This window comes from Effusibacillus sp. SKA8 (genome assembly GCF_058273125.1).
The window spans coordinates 1-965 of the sequence record NZ_JBZCSF010000039.1 but is presented as its reverse complement, the minus strand read 5'-3'; the positions used below and the strand labels follow the sequence as shown (position 1 = coordinate 965).

1 protein-coding gene and 1 pseudogene are annotated in these 965 nt (G+C 52.4%); one reads left to right on the top strand and one right to left on the bottom strand.

Translation table 11 applies throughout. The features are described 5' to 3' along the window. The first annotated feature begins 187 nt into the window (after positions 1-187). Complete coding sequence (locus tag AC4ED1_RS14630; RefSeq protein WP_490939862.1) at positions 188-451, top strand: antibiotic biosynthesis monooxygenase family protein; 264 nt, start codon at positions 188-190, stop codon at positions 449-451. Between the two features lie 162 nt (positions 452-613). Here AC4ED1_RS14630 and AC4ED1_RS14625 read toward each other — a convergent pair. Then, positions 614-965: pseudogene (locus tag AC4ED1_RS14625) on the bottom strand (hypothetical protein); the annotation flags it as partial.

Below are 965 nucleotides of genomic sequence, written 5' to 3'. Positions count from 1 at the left end.
TACGAATGCGTTCCTTGAATCGCTGTACCGTCTTCGGCGCTAACCGTATCGTCCCCTGTCGGTTCGACAGGTAGCTGAATCCGAGAAACTTCCGCTTCCAAGGACGATCCACAGCGCTCTTCTCTCGATTCACCTTCAGTTTGAGCTTGCCTTCCACAAAGCGAATCACGGAGATATGTACGTCGTAATGAACGTTCTGCAAGTTCCCGCGGAAGGCAAGGCCAAAATGATCGAACTGTTTGGCAACAGCGCGGAGAACATGAAGCAGGTTCCCGGTTGCCTGGAATTCATGTTCCTCAACTCCACCGATGAGGACAAACAGGTTGTGTACACCAAATGGGAAAGCAAGGAAGCGTTTGTCGCCTGGACGCAAAGCGAGGCGTTCCACAAAGCGCATGACGAGCGGCGCACCAGAGGCTCTACCGCCACCGGCTCCAAGCTGGAAGTCTAGCATGTTGGGTGAGGAAAGTATGAATATGCAAAAAGGTAGCATATGTACTTATCCATTCATCAAAAGACATGGGATTGAATTTGCTGGGCGTACCACAAAAAAAAGGAACCGTGCCAAGATAAGCAGGTTCCTTTTTTTGTATGTTTTTCGGTAACGCCCATGTCAGTCGTTAAAGTTAATGCTGATATTGCCGGTTGTCAGGTTAGCTGTTGCACCGGTTACCTTCGCCTGCGCAATGGTGAAGGTCAGGTTGTTCACGCTGTCAGCTGCCGCATGGCTGGTGGCATTGCCGGTGAGCGTGATGGTCAATTGGGTATCGCTGTCCCTGGTCACCGTGTAGTCAAGGCCGGCTGGCAGGTTAGTTGCCGTTACGTCAGCCTTGGCAATGTCCGCTGCCAGTGTGCCGTTGGCGATGGTTACGACGATAGTTCCAGGTGCCGCAATGCTGCCGTCGTTGGCTGCAGCTTCATTCAGGCTCGTCGGATTGACGCTGGCAATGGATGCCGTTTCCACA